The organism is Fontisphaera persica (assembly GCF_024832785.1).
In the GTDB taxonomy this organism is placed as follows: Bacteria; Verrucomicrobiota; Verrucomicrobiia; order Limisphaerales; family Fontisphaeraceae; genus Fontisphaera; species Fontisphaera persica.
The window spans coordinates 1,314,417-1,332,634 of the sequence record NZ_CP116615.1; the positions used below are offsets into that span (position 1 = coordinate 1,314,417).

Below are 18,218 nucleotides of genomic sequence, written 5' to 3' on the forward strand. Positions count from 1 at the left end.
AAAAAAATCAAATGTTTTTTAGGTCAAAACGGTTGCAGCCCGGTCAGGATTTAGCTAGGTTGCGCGCGTGCCCGTATGAGCAATTCAGGCAGCCAAGATTCAACGTCCGGTGAATCTCCCGCTTTCACACCTTATCTTCCACCGCAAGCACGGCTGCCGGAATTGACGCTGCGTGCGGTAATTACCGGCGCCGTGCTGGGCCTGTTATTTGGCGCCTCTTCGCTATACCTCGTTTTGAAAGTGGGCTTGACGGTCAGCGCCTCCATTCCTGTGGCGGTAGTCTCTATTGCCTTATTCCGCATGTACGCAAAGGCGGGGGGACGCGACGCCACGATTTTGGAGCACAACCTCATTCAAACAGGCGGATCGGCCGGAGAGTCCATCGCGTTTGGACTGGGCGTCACCATGCCGGCGATCATGATTCTGGGTTTTGACCTGGAAATTGGCCGGGTGATGTTGGTGGCAGTCTTGGGCGGGTTGTTGGGAATACTGATGATGATCCCGCTGCGCCGGGCGTTGATCGTGCAGCAACATGGGCGGTTAAAATACCCCGAGGGCACAGCGTGCGCCGAGGTGCTCAAGGCCGGAGCCTCGGAAGAGTCGCGACGGGCGGCCGCCGCCGCGGGACATGAAAGCCATGCCCAGGCCGCGCTTAGCGCGCACACCATCTTCACCGGCTTTGGCATTGGTCTATTATACAAAACGGTCATGCTGGCTTTGAAAGGGTGGAAGGACATCCCAGGGGTGGTGTTTGGCGGGCCTTTCAAGGGAGGGTCTGTGGGCGTGGAGGTTTCCCCAGAATTGCTGGGCGTGGGATATGTCATCGGGCCGCGGATAGCGGCCGTGCTATGTGCGGGGGGCATGTTGTCCTACCTCCTGCTGATTCCTTTAATTAAATTTTTCGGGGAAGGGTTGAGCGCGCCATTGGCGCCGGGGAAAATTCCCATCAGCCAGATGACGCCCACCCAGGTGCGGCAGGATTATATTCTTTACATCGGTGCCGGAGCGGTAGCGGCCGGCGGCATCATCAGCCTCTTGCGCTCGCTGCCCATGCTATGGCACGGACTGAAGAGCGGACTGGCGGATTTGCAGGCCGCGGGTGGCCCCACCGGCACCGTGCCGCGCACGGAGCAGGATTTGTCCATGCACTTCGTGTTGGGCGGAATTGTGCTGTTGGTGCTGGCGATTTTGTTCTCGCCTTCGCTGCACATGAATCTTCTGGGGGCGTTATTGATTGTAGTTTTCGGTTTCCTATTTGTCACCGTATCCTCCCGGTTAACCGGTGAAATCGGCTCGTCCTCCAATCCCATTTCCGGGATGACCGTGGCCACGCTGTTGCTGACGTGCCTGATATTCCTGCTGATGGGATGGACGGGCGGCACGTATTTCGTTACGGCGCTTTCAGTGGGGGCCATTGTTTGCATTGCGGCCTCCAATGGCGGCACCACCTCCCAGGATTTGAAGACCGGCTTTCTGGTGGGAGCCACCCCCAAATATCAACAAATCGCGATTCTGGTGGGAGCCCTGGTCTCGGCTCTGGCATTGGGGCCCATATTGCTGAAACTTAATGAGGCCGCCACGGTGTATGTGCCCGCCGCAGAGGTGGCGCCAGGCTTGCGGACGGATGTCAGCCTCTTGCTGGATCGGGAAACATTGCGCGGGCCGCAAGCGCGTGAGGACCAGCGCGCATATTTCGTATGGCACAAGACTGACGCCACCAACGGCCCACCGGGGAAGTACCTGGTGGACGAGCAGGGACGGGCAGTTTATCTGGTGGATCCGGGGGTGAATGGCCATTACTCCAAGCGGCCTGATGGCACCGAAGTGCGTAAGTTTGACGCTCCCAAGGCCGTCCTCATGTCTTACATCATTAAAGGCATACTGGACCGCCAGTTGCCCTGGGCCCTGGTTTTGTTTGGAGTCATGATTGCCTTGATTCTAGAAATGGCTGGCGTGCCCTCGCTGGCATTTGCGGTGGGGGTATATCTGCCCATTTCTTCTTCCGCGCCGATTTTGGCGGGTGGCGTGGTACGCTGGCTGGTGGACCGGCAAATGCGCAGCCGGCTGCGCCCGGCCAATTTATCCGAGGCAGAACTGGCGGCGGAAAGTGACAAGAGTCCCGGGGTGCTTATGGCTTCGGGTTACATTGCAGGGGGTGCCATTGCGGGGACCTTGATTGCCTTTTATGCCGGTTTCTTTGACCGGGTGGAGCAGGCCATCACCCGCTGGGCCGAGACTCACAATCCCATGTATGCCGGGCCGCTGGCGGATTTGCTTTCGCTGATTCCTTTTTTGGTCTTGGCCCTGGTGCTTTGGCAGGCAGGACGCCGCCCGCCGATGCCTGTCAAAGCTTGAGCAAAGCACGGCAGGCGGATTCAAGCCGCTTTTGACGCGCCGCGCTGCGGGCTTCAATATAGCAACGGAATAAAGGCTCGGTGCCGCTGGGGCGGAATGCCACCCATTCACCGTCCGGGAGCAGGAATTTGTAACCGTCCAGTGTGATAACCTTTTGCACCCGGCTGGCGCCGATTTTTTCCAAACCTGAACCCAGTTTCTGGAGCAGGGCCTCGCGGGCTTCAGGTTGCACGCGAATGTTGATGCGGGTGGTGTGAAATTCGCCGAATTGGCGGTCAAACATTTTCAGGATTTGTCCAAGCGACCGGCCTTCTACCGCCACCAGCTCGGCCATGAGCAGGCAGGCCAGTATGCCGTCCTTTTCCGGCACATGCCCCTGGACGCTCAGGCCGCCGGATTCCTCGCCGCCGACAATGATAGGTTCGCTTTCCATCAAAGCGCCGATGTATTTGAAGCCCACCGGGGTCTCATGGAGCTTGACCCCGAGCCACTGGGCCACGGCATCCACCTGGTGGCTGGTGGGCACCGTCCGCACCACCGCGCCCTCCCAACCGCGGTTTTTCTTGAGGTGATAAAGAGCCAGGGCCAGCACCTGATTTGGGGTGAGCCATTGCCCGCTTTTGTCCACAATGCCGAAGCGGTCAGCGTCTCCGTCCAAGCCCAGACCCAATTGAGCTTTTCCACGGCGAATAAAAGCACTGACTTCGGCCATGCCGGCGGCGTCCGCCTCGGGGTGATGGCCGCCAAACAGCGGGTTTAATTCATCATGAAAAACCGTGACTTCCGCCCCCGCCTCCTGCAACAGCGTGTCCAGATAACCGTGGCCGGTGCCGTAGCGCAGCTCCACGGCCACTTTGAGCTTGGCCTTGCGGAGTGCTTTGAAATCAATGAGCCGGTGGATTTGCTCAAAATAATCGGGCTTTGGGTCCAGCGTCTTGCATTGAAAGGTGCCCAGGGGAGCGGGCTTGAAGGACCAGCCGTCCTTTTGCCGGCGCGCGATGGCTTCTTCGATTTGACGGGTGGTTTCCGGCGGGGCAGGAGCCCCTTTGTAATTGGAGAATTTCAAGCCCTGGTATTCGGCCGGGTTGTGGCTGGCCGTCAGGTTGATGCCGCCCAAAAGTTTGCGGCGCCGGATGGTATGAGCAATCACCGGCGTAGGGGTATCCCGGTTGCAAAGCAGAGGAGTGAATCCGTTGGCCGCCAAGACTTCGGCGACCGCGAGGGAAAAATCGCGCCCGAGAAAACGGGTGTCATGGCCCACCACCAACTGGGGTTTGCGGGAGGCCAGCGGTGATGCCGGCTGTTGGCGTTCTGCGGCCAGGTAATCCGCAATGCCTTGCGTGGCCAGATAGACATTATCAAAAGTGAAATCGCGCGCAATGAGACCGCGCCAGCCGGAGGTGCCAAACTTGATGGTCGTGCTCATAAAATGACGAAGGACTGCCTTGCAGCGAACAATCTCGAATCGTGAGTAAAGCCGTTATGTCGCCGAACAGGCATGCTTCCGCTATTCCCGCCAGTTAAAACCGCCTTTCTTTAACTCGTAGAAAAAGCCGAAAAACAAAAGCCCCAGAAAGGGCAGCATGGCAAATAAAATGAGATTCCGGGTGGCGGGGTCCTGAAGCATTTCCCGATACACCACCGCCCAGGGGTAGAGAAACACGACTTCAATGTCGAAGAGAATGAACAGCAGCGCCACGAGGTAAAATTTGACGGTGAGGCGGGTGCTATGGCCGGTGGAGGGAATCATGCCGCACTCGTAGGGGATGTCTTTGCTGGGAGCGCGGTGCAGGCGAAAGCGGTTGGCCAGCCGGCCGGCCACCACGGAGCCAATCAACATGAAGGCCGTAAAAGCCACGGCCAGCAAGAGCAACATGAGCACCGGCAAATATTGTTCCAATTGCATACCGCCAATGTAAAAGCGTCTGGAGTGGGCGCAAGCCTAATCCTGCGGCCTGGCCGAGGTTGGCCGGCCTTGCAGGCGATGCTCATAATCGAGGAGCGCATAACGGTCCGTCATGCCGCTCAAGTAATCACAAATCGCCCGGGGCCAGCCGTCCACGGCGGCCCGTTTGCGGCTTTGCTCGCCGATTTCCTGCGGATGCTGCAGGTAGTACCGAAATAACTCCGCCAGCATTTTCACCGCCCGGCGGTTGGGCTGGTGTACGACGGGATTGTAGTAAAGGTTGCGGTACAAATAGCGCCGCAGCTCGCGGTTCTGGCGATGCCGCGCCGGACTGTAACGAATGAGGGGGTGCCGGCAGGCGCGGGCGTCATCCGCCGTTTGCAGACGGGCCGCAGCGATGCAGGCGGCGGAGGTGGTGACAACATCCCGCACCTGCAAATCAATGACACAGCGAATGATAAAAAAACGGCGGCACTCGTCGGGCAATTGGCCATGGGCACGCTTTACTTGCCGGGCGGCCAGCGCAAATAATTCCACCTCGCGCATGAGGGCCTTTTCCTGCAACAAGCCGCTTTCCAGCCCATCGTCCAAATCATGGCTGTAATAGGCTATTTCATCGGCCAGATTGGCCACTTGGGCCTCCAGACTGCCCCAGCCCCGGGAAAATTCAGCCGCGTTTTTATCGTCGGCTTTTTCCGGCGAATGGCAAACCAGCCCTTCGCGCACTTCCCAGGTCAGATTCAGGCCGGGAAATTGCGGGTACTTTTGTTCCAATTCCTCGACGATGCGCAGACTTTGGCGGTTGTGTTCAAAACCACCATGTTCGCGCATCAGCCGATTGAGGACGGTTTCGCCCTTGTGGCCAAAGGGGGGATGCCCCAGGTCATGGGCCAGCGCAATGGTTTCCGCCAAATCCTCATTCAGGCGCAAGGCGCGGGCAATGTTGCGGGCGATGGCGGCAACTTCCATGGTATGCGTAAGCCGCGTGCGCAGGTGGTCGCCGGTGCCATTGAGAAAAACCTGGGTTTTACCTTCCAGGCGGCGGAAGGCACGGCTATGGACCACGCGGTCACGGTCACGCTGAAAATGGGTGCGCCATTCAGGCGGAGGCTCCGGATGCCGGCGCCCGCGGGTTTGGCAACTAAACTGGGCGTACGGGGCCAGGGTAAGCCGTTCCATGGCCTCCAGTTGATCCCGCGTGCGCAACGCGCTCATAGGGGCGCTTTTCCTTCATCAGGCAGGCGTCCCTGGTCGTGGGGGGGCGCCTAAAACATCCTTGGCGGACAAACCGCGAAACTCCAGCAACCGGGCAATAACATCCTCAATTAGATTGTTGGGGCAGGATGCCCCGGCGGTGATGCCGATGGTGGCAGGACCGTCCGGCAGCCAGTTTTCGGTCTCCACTTCGCGGTGCACGTGCTGATTCCAATGGGTGATGAGACGGGGAGACACCATTTTGGCGGCGTTTTTTATGAAGTAAGTGGGCAGTACCGCCTCGCCCATCTCAGCCAGATGGGAGGTGTTGGAAGAATTGTAACCGCCAATGACGAGCAGCAAATCGAGGGGTTCCTTCAGCAACTTTTGCAGGGCATCCTGACGGTCCTGGGTGGCGCCGCAAATGGTGTCAAAATAACGGAAGTGCCGTTCCAGATTCTCCGGACCATATTTTTGCTCCATCGCGGCCTTGAAGCGGCGCTGCACCTCCTCCGTTTCGTTGCGCAACATGGTCGTTTGATTGGCTACGCCCACAGCCTGAAGATGAACATCAGGGTCAAAGCCCGGAGAATAGGCCCCTTTGAATTTCTCCAAAAATTCCTGTTTATTGCCGCCTTGCACGATGTAACGGCAGACGTAATCGGTCTCCTCGAGATTGTACACCACCAGGTAATGCCCCTGACCGCTGGCGGTGGCCTGGGAAGTGGTGGCCTTGGTTTCTTCATGGCGGGCCTTGCCATGAATGATGCTGGTGACCTGGTCCCGCGCGTATTGGCGCACGCGCTTCCATACGCTCATGACGTCGCCGCAGGTGGTGTCCACAAAGACACAGCCTTTTTCCTGCAATATCTGCCGGGTGCGCACCTCGGTGCCGAAGGCGGGAATAATGACGACATCACCCGCTTTCAGCAGCGCCAGTTCCTCGGGCGTGGGGCGGCTCGAGATGGTGCGTATGCCCAGGTTGCGGATTTGGTCATTCACCTCGGGGTTGTGAATGATTTCGCCGAGAAGGAAAATGGGGGTCTCCGGGGGGAAACTTTTACGAGCGGCGTACGCCAGGTCAATGGCTCGCTCCACGCCATAACAAAAGCCAAATTCCTTGGCCAGTTTGATGCACAGGTTGCCGGCCCGCAGCTCGTGACCATGGGCGCGCAAATATTCCACCAGCTCGCTCCGGTAATGCGAGACGACTTGCGCCTGCACCTCGGCCATGATGTCGGGACGGCGCAGGTTGATTTTGGGGGTCGTGACTGTGGGTTCCGCCGCCATACAAGGGAAGTTTAGCACGAATCGCCGCGGCGTAAAGCCGGTTTGCGGGGCAGGGCAGGGGAGGCGTGCGCTGTACAATTCATGATTGCATTGGCGGCGCGCTCACGCAACTATTGCCCGCGAGCGAGCGTCGGAGCGTAGCTTAGCTTGGTAGAGCGCTTGGTTTGGGACCAAGAGGTCGCCGGTTCAAATCCGGCCGCTCCGACCATTCTATTTTTCTTACACCTGCGGCAATCGCAGGTGGTCCCATAATGCCTCCGGGCTGAGGCGGAGGTTGATATAAAAAGGCCCAAAATCCGCATAACGGGCGCTTACTTCGTCAAAGCGCATTTCGTAGACAATTTCTTTTATGGTATCCGCCTGCCGGGCCACGAGCGTGACACCCCACTCCCAATCATCCAGACCGGTGGAGCCGGTGATCATTTGCACCACCCGTCCCGCGTATTTGCGGCCGGTGCGCGCATGGCCGCCCATGAGCAGTTTGCGCTGCTCAAAGTTCAAGAGGTACCAGTTGTCGCCGGCCTGGCGGCGCTTGTTCATGGGATAAAAGCCCATCACCTCCCAATCTGGCAGCTCCGGATAAAGCCGATAATGCATGTAATCTTCAACGCGTTTGGCTTCCTCGGCCAGGCGCTTTTCATACTCGGGGGTGCCGGGCGCCAGGTTTTCCTGCCGTTGCAGGCGCAGTTTGGCGTCCTCCAAGGTGGGCATGTACTCGGTCAACTCAGTAACACTCAAATAGCTAAATACAGGTTGCAGTACCCCTGCCGGGAAACAAGCCTCCAAGTCCCGATGCAGGCGGGCGATGCCGTCCAGGGTGGCATGTTGCAACATGAACACCAAATCCGCCTTGCCCCCCACGTTGGCATAACAGGTGAGCCGGGGCTGGCAGGCCGCTTGATTGGCCTGGCAGAGGGCCGTCAGGCGCTCGCGGCGGCCGGTGGATTCACCGGAGGGCAGTTGCAGCCATCTCCAGCGGTCCACACGGTAAAAGAGATGCATGACGTGAATTCCTTGCTTCAATGAAATGCTGGGCAAGTTCATACAGGAAGCGGCGATGGGCGCTACGTTGAGGGTCAGTCCAATTGCAAGGCTTGCTGCAAAAAACGGTCCAGGTGATTCAGGATGGCGGTGTCATGGGCTACCAGGGTTGCCTGGCTGGCAATGGCAGTTTGCTCCAATTCCTTGTCGCCGGCGGGCACAATGGCGATTACGGGCACATGCTGTGTATCGGGTGAGGACCGCAACTCGGCCACAGCCCGACCGGCGTTGGCCTGGGCAAAAGGCATGTCCACCACGGCCAGCAGGGGGCCTTCCCGGCGGGCGGTTTCGACCAGCAGCCGCGGGTCATTCAGCGCCAGAACGCGATATCCCATGTCCTGAAACCGGTTCAAAAGCTGACTGCCGGGCAGGATGCGCTCATAAACCAGAATGACCAGCGGTTGCGTCACGCGCTCAAGAGTGGGTCAGGAAAAACCAAAAATCAAATGATTTGATAAGGCCGCGCAAATAGGGAATGTCGGCGCGTGATTGCGGCATGGCGGTCATCTCGCGCCCATGAATCCGAGTTTGTCCAGGTCGGAGGCAGGATGCGGCAGGCAGGATACTCCTGCGGGGTTGCATTCCCGGCTTGTGTTCTACGGTGCTCATGGTAAGTCATCGGGCCAGCGATTGCATTTATGGCGGCCGAGGTTTTGGTGGTGGTGCCAACGTACAATGAGCGGGATAATTTGCCCCCTCTCATTGGACGGCTGTTGGCTTTGCCCCTGCCGGTGGACGTGCTGGTGGTGGATGACAACTCTCCTGACGGCACCGGCGAATTGGCCGATGAACTGGCCCAGAAGCATCCCCAAGTGCATGTGCTGCACCGGCGGGAGAAAGATGGTTTGGGCAGGGCCTATTGCGCCGGCTTTGAGTGGGCGCTGGCCCGCAATTACGCTTTCGTCATCCAGATGGACGGCGATTTTTCGCATGATCCGGCAGCCATACCGGACTTTGTCCGTACCGCACAGGAAGCGGATTTGGTGATTGGTTCGCGGTACAGCAAGGGAATCCGCGTGATCAATTGGCCGCTCAAACGCCTCATTCTAAGCTTGGGCGCAGCCCAGTATGTGCGTTGGATAACCGGCATGCCGGTCACTGATCCCACGGGGGGCTACAAGTGCTTCCGCCGAACCGCACTTCAGGCGGTGGATTGGAAGACCATCCATTCCAACGGTTACAGCTTTCAGGTCGAAGTGACGCATAAAATCTGGCGGCAGGGGCTGAGGGTGGCGGAAATCCCCATCATTTTCACCGACCGCTTTCAAGGCACTTCCAAGATGTCCGGCAAAATTGTGTGGGAGGCCGTCTGGATGGTTTGGCGCCTGTGGATTCAAAATGGATTGCGGCGCTCGCCGCGTCCTCGGCCTTCGGCTTGAGTTTTAGCATGGCAGGATTGCGTTTCATGGTTTGGGTTCTGGTGTCCGGTTTCTTCTGGCTTGCCGCCGCCGGCAGTGTCCTGGCAGGGGAAATTCACCAGGCTGCAGAGCGCGGCGATACCGCCAAAGTGCGCGCCTTGCTGGCGACCAATCCGGCCGTCGTGCATGAGCGGGATCGCGAGCAACGGACGCCGTTGCACCTGGCGGCAGCGGCGGGGCATTTGGAGGTGGTAGTGTTGCTGTTAAACTCGGGAGCCGAAGTCAACGCCCGGTCCAGCAGCGGCATAACGCCCCTTTACCTTGCGCAAGGTTTGGGACGCAAAGAAGTCGCCGAATTGCTGAGGAAACATGGGGGCGTGATGGATGTACAGAAGCCAGCGGCGCCCCCTCTTGTCCGCAAACCGGCGCCCGTTGCCACCAATGCCGGGCCGCGCGAAACAGTTCTAATCCCTCCTACGCCCCGCTGGCCGACCGTGATTGCGGCGGTGCGCAGTAATAATCTGGCCGCTTTGGAGGCCATTTTATCCACCAATGCAGCCGCGGTTGAGGCAACCGACACTAATTTGTGGACAGCACTCCATCATGCGGCCGAAAGCAGCAATCTGGCGGCAGCGCAAGCTTTAATCAACGCTGGCGCGAAAATCAATGCCACCGACAATGGGGGAGTGGCTCCCCTTCACATTGCCGTGCAACGCAATGATTTGCCCATGGCCAGCCTGCTGGTTTCCAACAAAGCGGACGTTAATTTGCGTACCTCCATTGGGGCCACGCCGCTGCTCCTGGCTGCCGCTGCCGGCAAGATGCCGGACATGGTCAAATTTTTATTATCAGCGGGGGCGGACCCGCGCGTGCGCGATCGGTTTGGCAACACGGCGCTGATTCTGGCCGCCGCGGTGCCGGAGCCGGATGGCGTGGCCGAAGGGTTGATTGCCACCGGCGTGGACCTGAATGCCCAGGAAACCGGCGGGGGCTTTACCGCGCTCCATCACGCCGTTTTGCGCGGCAATCGTCCGCTGGTGCAGGCTTTGTTGGCGGCCAAGGCCAACCCCAATCTGGTCACACGTGAGGGTGACACGCCGCTGGCGCTGGCGTTGTTTGAGGGGAACCAGGAACTCGCGTCCATGTTGCGAGCGGCAGGGGGCGTGTTGCCGCCCGAACCGCCGGCCACCCCGTTGGAAAAATCCCTCATGGAACATTACCGTTCCTATCAGGATAAGCTGGCCACGGCTTCGTTTGGCGACTTGAAAAAAATCTTGTTGGAACGATTGCCCACACAGGCGGAAATCAACCGTATCTTTGTGCGTGGCGCCGCCCAGGTGTGGGAAAAGGTGGATCGCATTCACCGTGATGAAGTCATGGCATGGGGGGCGGCCAATCGCAACGAGGAAGACCGTCAGAATTTTCTGAACATGATTCGCGGGGGGAGCAGGGCAGGGGAGTATCTCAGACTGGAACCCCGGCCGCCCTCCGCTGCCGCTGCTGCCGCCAAGGCGCGCCGCATCATTGCGCCCGACATTGCCGTATATCAGATTGAAGTACGCCGCCGCGGAGGTGACCGTTTTTTGGAGGGTGATTTTTATCATGTCGGCGGACGATGGGTATTGATACCCTCGCTCAGCCAGGTGTTTCCGGAGCTGGGGGGACAATAATTTTCCAAGTGCCGAGGTTGGACATGACTCGGCAGCACCCCGTAAAGATTGGTTTTCAGGGAAAGCTGGGTAGATCATGACCCCGGTGGAGGGGTGGAGGCAAGTCGGGATGGTGGGGTTGGGAGAGGTTGAGGGGGAGCCAGTGGATTAGGGCCCCGGCGAGGGCTGGGGCCTTGGCGTTGAGGATTTGGAGTGGGCTTTGCCATTCTTTGCCGCGGTTGGGGCGGACGAGGTTGAAGTACAGCCAGTAGGTGGTGATTTTGGCCCAAAAGTCTTGGGGGCTGGAGAAGGTTTCGCGGTCGAAGAATTCGTCTTCGACCAGGCGGTGGACGGTTTCGACGTCGCTTTGCCAGGTGTAGCGTTTGGGAGGGATGAAGCGGTGGTCGGAGCCGAGGGCGCGGACGGTGGCGGGGAGGCCTTGGTGGTGTTGGTTGACTTGGAATTCACTGCCGTTGTCGGTTTGCCAGACCAGGGTGGTGAGGTTGACGCCGTGGGCGGCGAGGTGGGCGGAGAGTTGTGTGGCCAGGAGGGTGGCGTAGGATTTGGAGAGTTCGTCGGCGTAGCCGGTGAAGCAGGCGCCGGAGACTGGTTCGCGGACGGTGTATTGGAAGCGGGGAGGTGGAGGCGGTTCATTTGGGGCCAGTAATGGGGAATGTCCTGTAAATACTTGGTATCGGCGGAGAGTTGGGAGAAGAGTGGCCAGTTCCGTTTGAGGGCGCGGAGGAGTTTTTTGGTGGCGGGTTTCTTTTTGCGTGGGCGGAGGAGATGGTGTTGGCGGAGGACGCGGGCGATGGCGTTGTGGCTGCAGGGGAGGGCGAACTCGCGCTGGAGGCGTTCGGCGCCGAAGCCGGTTTGGTGGCGGAGTTTGACGATTTGGCCTTCGAGGCCGGAGGGGATACGGCGGGGGGAGCGTCGTGGGCGGCGGCTGTGTTCTTGGAGGGAGGAGGGCTTGCCGGGCACGTGGCGTCGGAGCCATTTACGGACGGTGTTGCGGGAACAGCCGAACTCGCGGACGGCGGCTTTGATGCCGTGGGTTTTGGCGAAGGCGACGAGTTTTTGTCGCAACCAATGGCGGTGGGTGCGCATACGGTACAATTCAAAGTAGGTGGTGTGCACGCCGGGAGGATAGCAGATGGGGCGCGCCGCTGCTGCACCTCCTCCGGAGGAGGTGCAGCAGCTCATCCTTGCGGCGTGCACTCAACACGTTGATCTTAACCACGGGGGTCATGATCTCACCCAGTCTTTCCCATAAAGATTGGTTTTCCCGTTGCCGGATGCGGCTTCACGGTTTAACCTTTGGCCCGTTTTGGGAAGTTTGTTTGGCGATGGACGCAGCACATATCAGAAACTTTTGTATTATTGCCCATATTGACCATGGGAAGACGACGCTTTCCGACCGTCTGCTGGCGCGCACGGGAACGGTCTCGGAGCGGGAAATGCGTGATCAATTGCTTGACGCCATGGATTTGGAGCAGGAACGAGGCATCACCATCAAGGCGCATCCCGTCACCATGTACTATCAGGCGCATAATAACGAAACCTACGAGCTGAATCTGATTGATACGCCCGGCCATGTGGATTTTTCCTATGAAGTTTCACGCAGTCTGAGCGCCTGCGAAGGGGCTTTGTTGATTGTGGACGCCGCCCAGGGAGTGGAGGCGCAGACGGTGGCCAATGTCCACATGGCCATGAAACAAAATCTGACCATCATCCCGGTCATCAACAAGATTGACCTGCCCCATGCCAATGTCGAGGAGGTCAAAAAACAACTGGAAGATATTCTCGCCATTCCGGCGGACCAGGCCATATTGGCCAGCGCCAAAGCCGGAATTGGCATTGATGACATCCTCGAGGCCGTGGTGGCGCGCATCCCACCACCTCAGCCCACGCCCGCCCCGTCTTTGCAGGCGCTTATGTTCGACTCCAAGTTTGACACTTACAAGGGCGTCATCACCTACGTCCGGGTCTTTAACGGCGAGTTGCGCCCCGGCATGCTGGTCAAGCTGCTGCATTCAGGCAAGACGGTGGAAGTCAAGGAAGTCGGTAGTTTCAATCCCAAACCTTACGTGCGGGAGGCGCTGACCATGGGGGAGGTGGGCTACATCACCGCCAACATCAAGAGCCCTTCCGAGGTCAAGATGGGTGACACCCTCACCGACGCCAGGCACCCCTCACCGGCCCTGCCCGGATTCAAAGAAGTCCATCCGATGGTTTTCAGCGGCATTTATCCCATTAACACTGCTGATTACGAACACCTGAAAGTCAATCTGGGCAAATTGCAGCTTAACGATCCGGCGTTTGTTTATCAGTCGGAAAGCTCGGTGGCGTTGGGATTTGGCTTTCGCTGCGGCTTCCTGGGCTTGCTGCACATGGAGATTGTCCAGGAGCGGCTCCGCCGGGAATATGACATGGACATCATTGCGACGTATCCGTCGGTGGTGTACCGCGTCACGTTGACCGATGGCACAGTCAAAGAAATAGACAATCCCGTGTTTCTGCCGGAACCCAACCATATCCAGACCATTGAAGAGCCGATGGTGCGGGCCTTTATCATTTGCCCCAATGAATACATCGGCGATTTAATGCTGCTCATCAGTGACCGGCGCGGCGAAGTCAAACATACAGAAACCATTGACCCGCGCCGCGTGATGCTCACGGCCGAGCTGCCGCTGAATGAAATTCTTATTGATTTTCATGACCGCATTAAAAGCATCACGCGCGGATACGGCTCCATGGACTATGAATTCATCGAGCCGCGGGCGGCGGACATGATTAAACTGGACATCCTGGTAAACGGCGAGCCAGTGGACGCTTTTTCCTGCATCGTCCATCGCTCCAAGGCTGAAAGCCGGGGTCGCGCTTTGGCGGCCAAACTCAAGGAAGTCATTCCGCGCCAGCAATTCCAGGTGGCCATTCAAGCAGCCATTGGCGGCAAAATTATTGCGCGGGAAACCGTCAAGGCATTTCGCAAAGATGTCACCGCCAAGTGTTACGGCGGCGACATCACCCGCAAACGCAAGCTGCTGGAAAAACAAAAAGAAGGCAAGAAACGCATGAAGTCCATTGGTTCAGTGGACATTCCGCAGGAGGCGTTCATTGCCGTGTTGAAGGCCTGACGTCTCACTTGCTATGTCTTTGCTGCTGAACTGGTTCTTAAGCCACACCGTCCGCAATGCCATCGCTGCCGAGCGCCACGTGCGCCGCACTTTGCGTGCCCAGGCGGACCTAATCACACCCGCAGGTCAGGAAGCGGTGCGGGAAGCATGTTCCGCCCTCCGGCAAACCGCCCGGGAAACCACCGACAAGAAAAAATTAGCGGCTGCCCTCGGGCATTTGGAGGCCACCGCCGGCAAATGGATTAAGCCGTATCCTCATGCCAGTTTGCGCGACAATATCGAGGTGTTTCTAGTGGCCATTGCCGTCGCCATGGCCATCCGCACCTTTTTTCTGCAACCGTTCAAAATTCCCACCGGCTCCATGCAGCCGACCTTGTATGGCATTACCCATGAGAACTTGATGGGGCAACATGAGGTCACCATTCCCACCGGCTGGCGGGCCTTTGTGGACTCCTGGTTCAAAGGCATCAGTTATTTTCAGGTGGTGGCGGAATCCGGCGGCCAGATTCAGGATGTGCGCCCACCCAAACGATTCATTTTCTTCAATCTCTGGCAGCGGTTTCGCATTGGCACTCAAAACGTCACGCTTTATTTCCCGCCGGACGATATTTTGGAGCGCGCAGGCCTGGTGGAACTTCACCGGCTGCCGGACGGAGCCATGTATTTCACGCCCACCAGCCGGGAATTTCAACCCGGAGAAATGGTCCTGCGACTTAAGGTTATCAGCGGCGACCATTTGTTTGTGGATCGCTTGACATACAATTTCCGTCGGCCCAGGCGGGGTGAAATCATTGTCTTTGCCACCAAGGGCATTCAAGGGCTGGCACCCAATCAGTATTACATCAAGCGCATGGTGGCGCTGGGAGGCGAAAAGGTGCGAATTGGGGATGACAACCACCTGGTCGTCAACGGCACACGTCTGGATGCCAGCACACCCAACTTCGAGCGGGTCTATACTTTCGACATAAAAAATCCCCAAAGGGGGCGTTATTATGGGCACATGAACCGCACGGTGGGGACAAAAGCCGCACAAATTCTCCGCGATCCCAATTTGACAAGGCTGTCGTTTTATTTTCCTGATGCGCAAACGGAATTCGTTGTGCGCCCCAAGCATTACCTTGCCATGGGAGACAACACCCTCAACAGTTCCGATTCCCGCAACTGGGGCGATTTGCCGCAGGAAAATGTTATTGGCAAATCGTTTTTCGTTTACTGGCCTTTTGGCGAACGCTTTGGCTGGGAACACCTGGCCAACAGCGGCAAATGATAATTTGACAGCCGACCTCCAGCCAGCCGCAACAATCGTTAAGAGGTTTTATTTAAAAATGCGATTTCCAAACTGCTTGCGCCGCAATAAACTGCATGATTATTATTTTCGCACAATTTATGTTATGTTTAATATAAATAGCTGCCTTAAACCCTTCTAAAACAACTGGTTTCCAGCGGTGGTTTGCAGTTCATCCGCATTTGTCCCACCGCTCAAGGCCCATCTTTCACCGCGATTCTCAGTTGTTTCGTGGTCCATCTTCGGCTAAATCCAAAGCCATTCATGCAAAAGACTGATGCACCAAAGCCGCAATCCGTAGGAGAGGCATTAAGGGATTTTTTTCGTTCGTTCACTGACTTGGGCGTCCTGCCCAAGGCCCTATGGATTATCATTGGCGTTTATGTCGTTGAAAGCATGGCTTATTTCGGCGTGTTGACGCTCATGACGCATTATCTTTCCACGGATTTGCGTTGGGGCGACCGACCAGCAGGAGTGGCGGTGTCAGTCTTCACCATGCTGGTCACTTTATTCATGTTGGGAGTTGGAAGCTGGGCGGAAAAGCAGGGGTTGCGGCGCGCCATTCTCATGGCCCTTGTTTTTAGTACCATTGGCCGGCTGGCTTATTGTCTGGCACCGCAGGCTGGGGGCTTTGCGTCCGGCATCATCATCTTCAGCATTCTCCTCGTGGCGATGGGGTCGGGGATTTTAACGCCTTCCTGTTATTCGGGGGTCAAGCAATTTACCGATGAAAAAACGCATTCAATGGGGTATGCCATGATTTATGCCTGGATGAACCTGGGCATTGTGGGGATAGGCGCTTTATCTGCATGGATACGTCCGGCCGTGCAGGAAATCATGGACGGAAAGGGGCAGGGCACTCCCCTGCCCTTTTTGGCCTTTTTACGCAATTACTCAGTCAGCGGCGCTCATGCGGTGAACTGGGTTTGCCTGGGTATTACTTTGATTGCCCTGGCCGGTTTTCTTGTTTTGATGACGCGTCGCCAGGAAGCCACGCGCTTGCGTCCGGAAACTGATACCGCCCCCCAAGTGCGCCGCAATCTGCGAGGATTTTTCAAACACTATTTCACCGAGGGTCCTTTCGCAAATCCTCGTTTCCTGTTTTTCATCTTCATGTTGCTGCCGGTGCGCACGCTCTTTGCCCATCAATGGCTTACCATGCCGGAATATATCTTGCGGGCTTATCCCCAGAACGTAGCGGATCGCATGGAATGGCTGGTGAACTGGATCAACCCGCTCATTATTTTCTTCGGGGTCCCGATTTTGACCGCCCTCACGCGCCGCGTCCATGTCTATACCATGATGGTGGTGGGGACTTTGGTTTCGGCCGCTCCCACCTTTTTACTTTGTGCCGGCCCCCACCTTGGGCTGTTGATTACCTACTTTGTGGTGTTTTCCATTGGTGAAGCCCTGTGGTCGGCCCGCTTTTTGGAATACGCGGCGGAGCTGGCGCCGCCAGGACGCGTGGCACAATTCATGGGGCTGGCGAACATCCCATGGTTATTGGCCAAAGGAACCACCGGATTTTATTCCGGTTACATGTTGGAGACTTTTTGCGCCAAGGGTCTGCCCCCCGAACAACTGCAAACCGAATGGATATGGTTGGTTTACGGCATTTTTGCCATGACCACGCCTGTTGGGCTGTGGCTGGCCCGCAAATGGGTGGCGGCCGGACTCCAAACCAAACATTGAAGCGCTTCCCCCCTTCGCGTTAGGCTGAATGGTGCATGTGGTTGCGTGCGCGATGGATATTGCCCATATCCCAACCTCCTCTGGAGGATGGGGTGCTGGAGATTCATCGCGGCCGAATCACCACCGTGGGGCGATGGCGCGATTTGCGTCGGCGGAGCTCAGGTGAGCTTTTGGATTTAGGGGATGTTCTCTTGATGCCGGGCTTAATCAACGCCCATTGCCATTTGGATTACACGCACATGGCAGGCGGCCTGCCACCACCGCGCTATTTTCCCGACTGGCTTAAGGGGATGTTGTCTTTCAAGTCGCATTGGGGGTTTAGTGAATTTGCCCAATCATGGCTGGCGGGAGCCCGGATGTTGCTGGAATCCGGGGTTACCACCGTGGTGGACATCGAGGCGGTGCCTGAACTTTTGCCCGAGGTTTGGAGCGCCACTCCGTTGCGCGTCTTCAGCCTCCTGGAACTAACCAATGTGCGCAGCCGCCGAGCTGCCAATGATTTGCTTGTCGAGGCCCAGCGATGGCTTGATCCCTTGCCCCGCGGCCGCTGCAGGCCTGGATTATCCCCGCACGCCTTGTATTCCACCACGCCCGAACTGGTCCAGGCCGCCGCCGCGTTGTGCCGAAAGCGCCGCTGGCCTATGGCCATGCACGTGGCTGAATCGGTGGATGAATTCGAGATGTTCACGCGTCGGGCCGGGCGGATGTATGACTGGCTTGCGCCTCAGCGAGATATGGATGATTGCAAGGGACGCACACCGGTGGAACAGTTGGCCGCGCTTCGGGTTTTAGGCCCGCGGCTGTTGGCCATCCATGTCAACAACGCCACCCCACATGATGCTGAATTGCTGGCTCAACATAACGTCAGTGTGGTTCATTGCCCCCAAAGCCATAGTTACTTTCGCCATCGCCCTTTTCCGCTGCAGACGGTGATGAACGCTGGAGTGAATGTTTGCTTGGGCACTGATAGTTTGGCCTCAACTATGAAGAAAGGAAAAGGGCCACTGGTATTGAGCATGTTCAGCGAAATGCGGGAAATGGCAGCCAAGTTTCCGGGATTAGCCCCTCAGGCAATCCTCAACATGGCCACTGTGAATGGGGCGAAAGCTGTGGGCTTACAAGGGCGCCTGGGTCAAATCCAGCCAGGGGCTTGGGCGGACCTTGTGGCGCTGCCAGTTCCCTCCTCGCTCACCTGCCCTTTTGAGTATGTGGTTCATGCGGCAGGTAAACCCATTGGAGTCATGATTCAGGGCCGTTGGGAGGTTCAAAATTGGCAGATACCCAAAACGTGATTCTCAAACCCAGTCAAGC

14 protein-coding genes and 1 tRNA gene are annotated in these 18,218 nt (G+C 57.7%); 8 read left to right on the plus strand and 7 right to left on the minus strand.

The features are described 5' to 3' along the window. Positions 1 to 75 precede the first annotated feature (75 nt). Complete coding sequence (locus tag NXS98_RS04590; protein WP_283847297.1) at positions 76 to 2,355, plus strand: OPT family oligopeptide transporter; 2,280 nt, start codon at positions 76 to 78, stop codon at positions 2,353 to 2,355. Here NXS98_RS04590 and NXS98_RS04595 read toward each other — a convergent pair. The 4 genes from NXS98_RS04595 to NXS98_RS04610 all read right to left on the minus strand — a co-directional run bounded on the left by NXS98_RS04595 (position 2,345) and on the right by NXS98_RS04610 (position 6,745). Then, entirely contained in the window at positions 2,345 to 3,781 is a 1,437-nt protein-coding gene (locus NXS98_RS04595; RefSeq protein WP_283847298.1) for a phosphoglucomutase/phosphomannomutase family protein, read from the minus strand. The two genes, NXS98_RS04590 and NXS98_RS04595, sit on opposite strands and share 11 nt — an antisense overlap. Positions 3,782 to 3,862: 81 nt before the next feature. Continuing rightward, the gene (locus tag NXS98_RS04600; RefSeq protein ID WP_283847299.1) at positions 3,863 to 4,261 is read right to left on the minus strand and encodes an NADH-quinone oxidoreductase subunit A; all 399 of its coding nucleotides are present in this window, start codon (positions 4,259 to 4,261) and stop codon (positions 3,863 to 3,865) included. Positions 4,262 to 4,297: 36 nt separating this feature from the next. Further along, entirely contained in the window at positions 4,298 to 5,476 is a 1,179-nt protein-coding gene (locus NXS98_RS04605) for a deoxyguanosinetriphosphate triphosphohydrolase (RefSeq protein ID WP_283847300.1), read from the minus strand. Positions 5,477 to 5,494: 18 nt separating this feature from the next. Continuing rightward, positions 5,495 to 6,745, minus strand: coding sequence for a 4-hydroxy-3-methylbut-2-enyl diphosphate reductase (locus tag NXS98_RS04610; protein ID WP_283847301.1), 1,251 nt, complete (start codon positions 6,743 to 6,745; stop codon positions 5,495 to 5,497). A gap of 131 nt (positions 6,746 to 6,876) precedes the next feature. On the opposite strand from NXS98_RS04610, the gene NXS98_RS04615 reads away from it, so the two are divergent. Next, positions 6,877 to 6,953 (plus strand) — tRNA-Pro (locus tag NXS98_RS04615). Between the two features lie 11 nt (positions 6,954 to 6,964). Here NXS98_RS04615 and hemQ read toward each other — a convergent pair. Together hemQ and NXS98_RS04625 are read right to left on the minus strand one after the other, a co-directional pair. Next, complete coding sequence (gene hemQ / locus NXS98_RS04620) at positions 6,965 to 7,789, minus strand: hydrogen peroxide-dependent heme synthase (RefSeq protein WP_283847302.1); 825 nt, start codon at positions 7,787 to 7,789, stop codon at positions 6,965 to 6,967. Positions 7,790 to 7,821: 32 nt separating this feature from the next. Further along, positions 7,822 to 8,196 carry a PleD family two-component system response regulator gene (locus NXS98_RS04625; protein ID WP_283847303.1) on the minus strand — a complete coding sequence of 125 codons (375 nt, stop codon included), beginning with the start codon at positions 8,194 to 8,196 and terminating at the stop codon, positions 7,822 to 7,824. Positions 8,197 to 8,424: 228 nt separating this feature from the next. On the opposite strand from NXS98_RS04625, the gene NXS98_RS04630 reads away from it, so the two are divergent. Beyond that, positions 8,425 to 9,165 (plus strand): polyprenol monophosphomannose synthase, encoded by a 741-nt coding sequence (locus tag NXS98_RS04630; RefSeq protein WP_283847304.1) that lies wholly within the window; start codon positions 8,425 to 8,427, stop codon positions 9,163 to 9,165. Between the two features lie 8 nt (positions 9,166 to 9,173). Continuing rightward, positions 9,174 to 10,814: an ankyrin repeat domain-containing protein gene (locus NXS98_RS04635; RefSeq protein WP_283847305.1), complete on the plus strand. Its 1,641-nt coding sequence runs from the start codon at positions 9,174 to 9,176 to the stop codon at positions 10,812 to 10,814. A 55-nt stretch (positions 10,815 to 10,869) separates the two neighbouring features. Here the strand turns inward: NXS98_RS04635 and NXS98_RS04640 are convergent, their stop codons facing one another. Further along, entirely contained in the window at positions 10,870 to 11,790 is a 921-nt protein-coding gene (locus tag NXS98_RS04640) for a hypothetical protein (protein ID WP_283847307.1), read from the minus strand. Between the two features lie 349 nt (positions 11,791 to 12,139). On the opposite strand from NXS98_RS04640, the gene lepA reads away from it, so the two are divergent. The 4 genes from lepA (at position 12,140) to NXS98_RS04660 (ending at position 18,199) form a co-directional block, all read left to right on the plus strand. After that, positions 12,140 to 13,930, plus strand: a complete 1,791-nt coding sequence (lepA, locus tag NXS98_RS04645; protein WP_283847308.1) for a translation elongation factor 4 — start codon at positions 12,140 to 12,142, stop codon at positions 13,928 to 13,930. 13 nt (positions 13,931 to 13,943) lie between these two features. Further along, entirely contained in the window at positions 13,944 to 15,197 is a 1,254-nt protein-coding gene (gene lepB / locus NXS98_RS04650; RefSeq protein WP_283847309.1) for a signal peptidase I, read from the plus strand. Between the two features lie 249 nt (positions 15,198 to 15,446). Beyond that, entirely contained in the window at positions 15,447 to 16,907 is a 1,461-nt protein-coding gene (locus NXS98_RS04655; RefSeq protein WP_283847310.1) for an MFS transporter, read from the plus strand. A gap of 35 nt (positions 16,908 to 16,942) precedes the next feature. Continuing rightward, the gene (locus tag NXS98_RS04660) at positions 16,943 to 18,199 is read left to right on the plus strand and encodes an amidohydrolase family protein (RefSeq protein WP_283847311.1); all 1,257 of its coding nucleotides are present in this window, start codon (positions 16,943 to 16,945) and stop codon (positions 18,197 to 18,199) included. Positions 18,200 to 18,218 lie beyond the last annotated feature (19 nt).

Coding starts and splice junctions, on each gene's coding strand:
- NXS98_RS04600 (WP_283847299.1), bottom strand. CDS start 4,261: ATGCAATTGGAACAATATTTGCCGGTGCTCATGTTGCTCTTGCTGGCC.
- NXS98_RS04595 (WP_283847298.1), bottom strand. CDS start 3,781: ATGAGCACGACCATCAAGTTTGGCACCTCCGGCTGGCGCGGTCTCATT.
- NXS98_RS04640 (WP_283847307.1), bottom strand. CDS start 11,790: ATGGCTCCGACGCCACGTGCCCGGCAAGCCCTCCTCCCTCCAAGAACA.
- hemQ (WP_283847302.1), bottom strand. CDS start 7,789: ATGAACTTGCCCAGCATTTCATTGAAGCAAGGAATTCACGTCATGCAT.
- NXS98_RS04605 (WP_283847300.1), bottom strand. CDS start 5,476: ATGAGCGCGTTGCGCACGCGGGATCAACTGGAGGCCATGGAACGGCTT.
- NXS98_RS04660 (WP_283847311.1), top strand. CDS start 16,943: ATGTGGTTGCGTGCGCGATGGATATTGCCCATATCCCAACCTCCTCTG.
- lepA (WP_283847308.1), top strand. CDS start 12,140: ATGGACGCAGCACATATCAGAAACTTTTGTATTATTGCCCATATTGAC.
- NXS98_RS04630 (WP_283847304.1), top strand. CDS start 8,425: ATGGCGGCCGAGGTTTTGGTGGTGGTGCCAACGTACAATGAGCGGGAT.
- lepB (WP_283847309.1), top strand. CDS start 13,944: ATGTCTTTGCTGCTGAACTGGTTCTTAAGCCACACCGTCCGCAATGCC.
- NXS98_RS04590 (WP_283847297.1), top strand. CDS start 76: ATGAGCAATTCAGGCAGCCAAGATTCAACGTCCGGTGAATCTCCCGCT.
- NXS98_RS04610 (WP_283847301.1), bottom strand. CDS start 6,745: ATGGCGGCGGAACCCACAGTCACGACCCCCAAAATCAACCTGCGCCGT.
- NXS98_RS04635 (WP_283847305.1), top strand. CDS start 9,174: ATGGCAGGATTGCGTTTCATGGTTTGGGTTCTGGTGTCCGGTTTCTTC.